Below are 6,568 nucleotides of genomic sequence, written 5' to 3' on the forward strand. Positions count from 1 at the left end.
GAAACGCCCGGTCCCATTCCGAACCCGGAAGCTAAGACCCACAGCGCCGATGGTACTGCACCCGGGAGGGTGTGGGAGAGTAGGTCACCGCCGGACATAAATTACGAGCAGGGCCCTGACAAACGACGTCAGGGCCCTGCCGCATTTAACAAACAAAACAACCACCACGGCAGCCAGCCCACCAGATCCCACCCCTGGTGCGACCCGCCATCACCTCCCGCACCAAACGCCGCAACCCGCCACCACCTCCCGCAGCACGCACCGCCGTCAAACACCCCGCCACACACCCGCCCGCCACGCCAACACCCACAGCAGCTGATGGTGCGTTCGCACAAAGGCTGCGGGAGGTGATGGGGCGTTGCCAGGAAACTCACAGCAGCTGATGGGGCGTTGCCAGGAAACTCGCAGGAGGTGATGGGGCGTCCGCTATGGGCTCAATCAGGGCCGAAAACCCCCAAGAATCTGGTGATTAACCTCAAAAAGTCGCGGAAACACGCGGAATTTGCGGAACGGGAGGGCCCAAGCTGGTAAGTTTTCGAACAGTGGCTTGTGCGCACGCCGCGTTCAGGCTCCAGAATCATGACCGTCCAGGAGGACATAAATGGCTAAGAACCGTAGTGAACTTGTTGCAGAGGTAGCGGGCAAGGCCGGCACCAGCCAGGCAGCCGTCAACTCCGTCCTCGACGCACTGTTCGAGGTTTTCGAGACTTCTGTCGCCGCGGGCGAGAAGATCACCATCCCGGGTTGGCTCGCCGTCGAGCGCACCGACCGTGCAGCACGCACCGGCCGCAACCCCCAGACCGGCGAGACCATCCAGATCGCCGCCGGCCACAGCGTCAAGCTGACCGCCGGCTCCAAGCTGAAGGCTGCGGTCTCCAACAAGAAGTAAAGCCTTTCCCCCGGCATCAGGCCGGTGTGGCTAAAGGGGCGGCAACCACCTGGTTGCCGCCCCTTTCGCTTTAAGCCGATTCGCGGCCCGGGCCAGGGTATCGGACAATGGATAGGTGCCTTCTGCCGCAAAACCCCAATCCACGGCAACCCAGCCAACTCCCGGCAAGGGAGTCCCTGGGCAGACCGGCAACGCCCTGGGCCTCACCGCGCCATGGCAGCTGGCAGGACTGGCGGCACTCTTCCTCGGCCTGGCAGCCGCTCTCGTTTTTTCCGGCGCGGCCGTTGCCCGTGAGGTCTCGGATCCCGGCGCCCTGGTCCGCTGGGGTTTGCCCATCAGCAAAGCCATTCACAACGTCTCGGTGGCCACGGTCATCGGCGGCCTGATCTTCGCCGTCGGCATCCTGCCCAAAACCCTAGGGCTCCGCAGCAGGGACCGGGACGCCGACCGCGATGATGAGGCCCCCGAACATCCGGCGTTCACCCGTGCGATGGCGGTTGCAGCAGTTGCGGGGGCCGTCTGGACCCTGTCCGCAATCGCCGTCCTGGTGCTCACCTATTCGGACGTAGCCGGGCAAGCGGTGTCGGGCGACGCCCAGTTCACGCAAGCCCTGGTCTACTTCATGACGGACATCGAAACGGGCCGGGCCTGGCTCGCCGTCACCATCATTGCCGCTGTGGTGACCACCGCCCTGTTCGGCGTCAGGTCGCTTGGCGGTTTGGCGCTAACCCTGATCCTGGCACTCATCGGTTTGGTCCCGACGGCCCTGATCGGGCACTCCTCGAGCTCCTCGGACCACGAAGGCGCCATCAACTCCCTGGGGCTGCACCTGGTGGGCGTCAGTACCTGGGTGGGTGGCATCATCATGCTGGCGCTGCTGTCCGGGATCCTGGCAGGGGGCAAAGCCGGCGCCACTGCGGACATCACCGAATCGATACTTCGCCGGTTCTCCTCGCTGGCCGGCTTCGCCTTCGTGCTCGTCTTCTCCTCCGGCGTTATCAACGCCAGCATCCGCATCACCAACTGGGGCGACCTCTTCGGATCCTCCTACGGCCAGCTGATCCTGGCCAAGTCCGCTGCAACGCTGGTCCTGGGCGGGATCGGCCTGATGCACCGGCAGTGGGTGATCCCGCAGCTGAACCGCAAGGGTGCCACCATGTCCTCGCGAAGGGTCCTCTGGCAGCTGGTCCTGGCTGAATTCCTGCTGATGGGTGCGACCTCTGGTGTGGCCGTGGCACTCGGCCGCTCGGCACCGCCCCAGCCCACCACGTTTGCCCCCGACGCAACACCGGCTTTTATCCTTACCGGCTACGAACTCCCTCCGGAGCTAACGCCCGCGCGCTGGCTCACCGAGTGGCGGCTGGACTGGCTCTGGATCGCCGTGGCGCTGTTCGGGCTCGTCTCCTACTTTCTGGGTGTAGCCAAGATCTACCGCCGGGGCGACAAATGGCAGTGGTTCCGATCCGTGAACTGGGTGATCGGCCTGCTGGTGCTCACGTACATCACCTCCGGCCCGCCGTCGGTCTATGGCCGCATTCTCTTCTCCGCGCACATGGTGGACCATATGGCGCTGACCATGGTGGCCCCCATTTTCCTTGTCCTCGGCGCACCGGTGACCCTTGCCCTGCGCGCCTTGCCTCCTCGCGGAGATGGTTCCCGCGGTCCCAGGGAGTGGCTGCTGGTGTTTGTGCACTCCAAGTTCTCCCAGGTAGTAACGCATCCGCTTTTCGCCGCTGCCAACTTCGCCGGTTCCATCGTCCTTTTCTACTACTCGGACCTGTTCGGATTCGCCATGCGCGAGCACGTGGGGCATGAACTGATGATCGTGCACTTCCTGCTCACGGGATACATCTTCATCCTGAGCATGATCGGATCCGACCCGCTGCCCCGCCGGGCGCCGTACCCCATGCGCCTGCTCCTGCTGCTGGCCACCATGGGCTTCCACGCCTTCTTCGGCGTCGCCATCATGGGCGGAACCAACCTGCTGGCCGCCGACTACTTCGGCAACCTGGGCCGGGCATGGGGACAGTCGGCCCTGCTGGACCAGCAGACCGGCGGTGCGGTGGCTTGGGGCATCGGCGAAGTGCCCACGCTCCTGGTGGCCATCGGCGTGGCCATCATGTGGTCAAGGTCAGACCAGCGGGAGACCAAACGTGTGGACCGGGCGGCGGACAGGAATAACGACGCCGATCTCACCGCTTACAACGATATGTTTGCCAAATTGGCTGAACGCGACGCCAGGCTGGCCGAACGAAACAAGCTGGAAGGACGCTGATGAGCGAAACCGTACGCACCCACCTCCGGGTCCGAGCCTCCGAACTGGTGGGCCGTAACTGGTTGAACACCGGAGGGAAGTCGCTGGACCTCGAAGCCCTTCGCGGCAAGATTGTGCTGCTGGACTTCTGGACCTTCTGCTGCATCAACTGCCTTCACGTCCTGGACGAACTGCGGCCGCTGGAGGAGCAGTACTCCGACGTCCTGGTCACTGTGGGCGTCCATTCGCCCAAGTTCGAGCACGAGGCAGACCCAGTGGCCCTGGCGGCCGCCGTGGAGCGCTACGAGATCCACCACCCGGTCCTGGACGACCCGGAGCTGGACACCTGGAAGGCTTACACCGCCCGCGCCTGGCCCACCCTGGTGGTCATCGACCCTGAGGGCTACATCGTGGCGCACCTTTCCGGTGAAGGCCACGCGGACGGACTCGCGGTGCTGATCCCCGAGCTCATCGCCGAACACGAAGCCAAGGGGACGCTGCACCGCGGTTCAGGCCCGTACGTAGCTCCTGAGCCCACCTCGGGAACGCTGCGTTTCCCCGGTAAGGCACTCTTCCTGCCCGCCGGGCGCGGCTCCGCCGGCTCAGATGCAACGTCCGACGCCGACGCAGCGGCGGGTGCCGCCGCCAACGAGGCAGCGTCCAACGGCGCAGCAACCCAGGGCTCCTGGCTTGTGACCGACACAGGACACCACCGACTGGTGGAACTGGGAACCGACTTCCAGACTGTCCTGGGCACCTACGGCTCCGGCACCAAGGGTTACGCTGACGGCCCCGCAGCCGGTGAGGCGGCCGTCGCCCAGTTCAACGAGCCCCAGGGCCTGGTCCTGCTCCCGGAGGACGTGGCAGCCAAGGTGGGTTACGACGTCGTGATTGCGGATTCCGTGAACCACCGGCTCCGCGGGCTCTCACTGCAGGACGGGAAGGCGACCACCCTCGTGGGCAACGGCATCCAGCGCCTGCTGGAGACCGGCCCGGCCCGCGTTGACGAGGATGCAGCCGGATTCACCGGCCGCTTGAGCGAGCACCCGCTTGAGGTCTCCCTGAGCTCGCCGTGGGACCTCGTCTGGTCCAGCAAGCTCAACGCCGTGGTGATCGCCATGGCCGGTACGCACCAGATCTTCAGCTTCGACCCGCTGACCGGGGCCGTGGCCATCGCCGCCGGTAACGGACTTGAAGGCCTGCTGGACGGCCCGGCCCACGAGGCCTGGTTCGCCCAGCCCTCCGGCCTCGCCGAAGACGCGGCCGGCAACATCTGGGTGGCTGACTCCGAGACGTCCGCGCTCCGCAAGCTCGTGATTGACGAAGACGGCGCCATCACCGTTGAATCGGCGGTCGGCAAGGGGCTGTTCGACTTCGGTTTCCGCGATGGCGCCGCGGCGGACGCCCGGCTCCAGCACCCGCTGGGTGTGACGGTGCTGCCGGACGGTTCTGTGGCAATCGCCGATACCTACAACGGTGCTGTCCGCCGCTACGACCCCACCGCCGGGACCGTCTCGACGCTGGCACGCGGGCTCCTGGAGCCCTCGGACGTGATTGTGGACCACACGCAGTCTGCCGGCTCCGAGCCGCTGCTGGTTGTGGTGGAGGCCAATCAACACCAGCTGGTGTACGTGCCCATTCCCAAGGAAGCCCAGCAGGTGGACGAGGGTGCCTCGCAGACGCACCGGCCGAAGAGCCCGGTGGCGCCTGGCCCGCTCGAGCTGACCGTGCGCTTCACTGCCCCCACCGGGCAGAAGCTGGATGACCGCTGGGGCGATCCCACCCAGCTGAAGATCTCCTCCACTCCGCCTGAGCTGCTGGTGTCCGGCGGCGGAACGTCAGTGGGACTGCTGCGGACCCTTGAGTTGTCCGCAGACGTGCCCGAGGGCGTCCTGCATATCACCGCCCGCGCGGCGGCCTGTGACGGTCCTGAGACCGAGGACGGGGAAATCCCGGACCATGCGGCCTGCCACCTCTACCAGCAGGACTGGGGCATTCCGGTGGTACTGCAGGGCGACGGGGACACCGAGCTGGTCCTGGACCTGCGCGGCATGGACTGACCAGCCGCCGCCGCGTTTTGACCGCACAAAGGGCTGCCGCCCGTGACGTAAGAGTCACGGGCGGCAGCCCTTTTCGCGTTGGGCCCGTAGCCGGACCGGCCAGGAACCAACCCTAGAAGCTCAGCATCGGCGTGACTTTGATGGTGTCCCCGGAGACGTCCAGGCGGGTGGTGAAGCTGAAGTCCACCTCTTCGTCCAGCGGGTACCAGGCGCCGGTGAACAGGTTCTGCTGGAGCGCCTCCACCTTCGCCTTGCCGTCCAGTGGCGCCACCACCCAGCGACCGTCAAACGGCTCGATGGCCACGTTGGGATACTCGGTGACGGACCATTTGATGGTGCCGTCCTGGACCCGGTTATTGCTGGCGTAGTAGAAGGGGCAGTCCGGCTGGAGCTTCTGCTCCTTGACTGCCTGGGCCGCACAGCCGTCCAGGAATTCCTTGACCTTTGCCGCCACGTCCGTCTTCAGTTCGTCCGTGGCCTGGGTCAGCAGGTTGAGCGGTGCCACCGGAACGTCGCGGGCGGTCACGGTGGCACGGGTGGCAGGGGCGGAGAAGTACTCCCCGTTCACCGTGGCCTCATATTCGCCCGGGTAGAACACGGCGAAGGAGCTCCGGCCGTTCGGCATGTTGACGTCCACGCCGTTGACGGTGGCCTCGCTGGCGTTGACCACGGTGACATCGACGGTGGGCAGCCGGGACGGGACAAATGCCCACGTGTTGAAGAAGATCCACTCGGTTCCGGTCTTCTGCAGCAGGAACTCGGTGCGGAGGCGGCTACCGTCGATGGTGTATTCCAGGGGCACCATCACCTGGCTGCCGGGCCGCTCCTCGGCGTCTCCGATGTTTACATTGGACAAGCGGGATGCGGCGGTCTGCAGGGCCGTGCCGTCGAGCATGGCAGCGTTGCTGGGCGGTACCGTTGCCCGCAAAAGCCCCAGCGCCTTGCCGCCGTCGCCGCTCTGCAAAGCGCCCAGGTACTCGCGCACCGGCTGCTGCGGACTGGCCACAGTATCGTTCACGAGGTTCACGGCAACAATGGCGCCGGCAACAGCAAGCATGAGGCCCAGCAGCCATCCGGCCGCGATCCTCACCAACGCTTGACTCATCTGCACGTTCCATACGTTACCTGCCATGCGCCCGACGGCGGCAGTTGAGTCAGCTCACTTCGGCGACTGCGGTCAGCGGCGGCGCCGGGACGACGTGCCAAACACGCCCCGCAGCAGCTCACGTCCGAGCTGGGTTCCAATGGACCGGGCCATGCTTTTCAGCCCGCCGCCAAGTGCACCGCCGAGGACACCGCCGAGGTCGCCCATCGCGCCGCCGCCGGACTCCTGCCGGGTAGTCCGCGGGACATCAGCAGGGGCGC

General features: G+C 65.9%; 4 protein-coding genes, 1 rRNA gene and 1 pseudogene. 4 read left to right on the forward strand and 2 right to left on the reverse strand.

All coding sequences use genetic code 11. The annotated features are described in order from the left end of the window. From rrf to AC5RV1_RS21040, 4 genes are all read left to right on the forward strand, one after another. Positions 1 to 96, forward strand: a 5S ribosomal RNA gene (gene rrf / locus AC5RV1_RS21025); the annotation flags it as partial. Positions 97 to 601: 505 nt separating this feature from the next. Continuing rightward, on the forward strand, positions 602 to 889 hold the full coding sequence (locus AC5RV1_RS21030) for an HU family DNA-binding protein (protein ID WP_009358243.1): 288 nt from the start codon (positions 602 to 604) through the stop codon (positions 887 to 889). Positions 890 to 1,004: 115 nt separating this feature from the next. Beyond that, complete coding sequence (locus AC5RV1_RS21035; RefSeq protein WP_493995902.1) at positions 1,005 to 3,164, forward strand: bifunctional copper resistance protein CopD/cytochrome c oxidase assembly protein; 2,160 nt, start codon at positions 1,005 to 1,007, stop codon at positions 3,162 to 3,164. Further along, entirely contained in the window at positions 3,164 to 5,203 is a 2,040-nt protein-coding gene (locus tag AC5RV1_RS21040; RefSeq protein WP_493995903.1) for an NHL domain-containing thioredoxin family protein, read from the forward strand. The genes AC5RV1_RS21035 and AC5RV1_RS21040 overlap by 1 nt, the downstream gene beginning before the upstream one ends. Before the next feature lie 112 nt (positions 5,204 to 5,315). On the opposite strand, the gene AC5RV1_RS21045 is transcribed toward AC5RV1_RS21040, so the two are convergent. Beyond that, positions 5,316 to 6,308: a hypothetical protein gene (locus AC5RV1_RS21045; protein ID WP_493995904.1), complete on the reverse strand. Its 993-nt coding sequence runs from the start codon at positions 6,306 to 6,308 to the stop codon at positions 5,316 to 5,318. A 72-nt stretch (positions 6,309 to 6,380) separates the two neighbouring features. Continuing rightward, positions 6,381 to 6,568, reverse strand: a pseudogene (locus tag AC5RV1_RS21050) (helicase HerA-like domain-containing protein); the annotation flags it as partial.

Source organism: Arthrobacter sp. Hb9-2 (genome assembly GCF_059091165.1).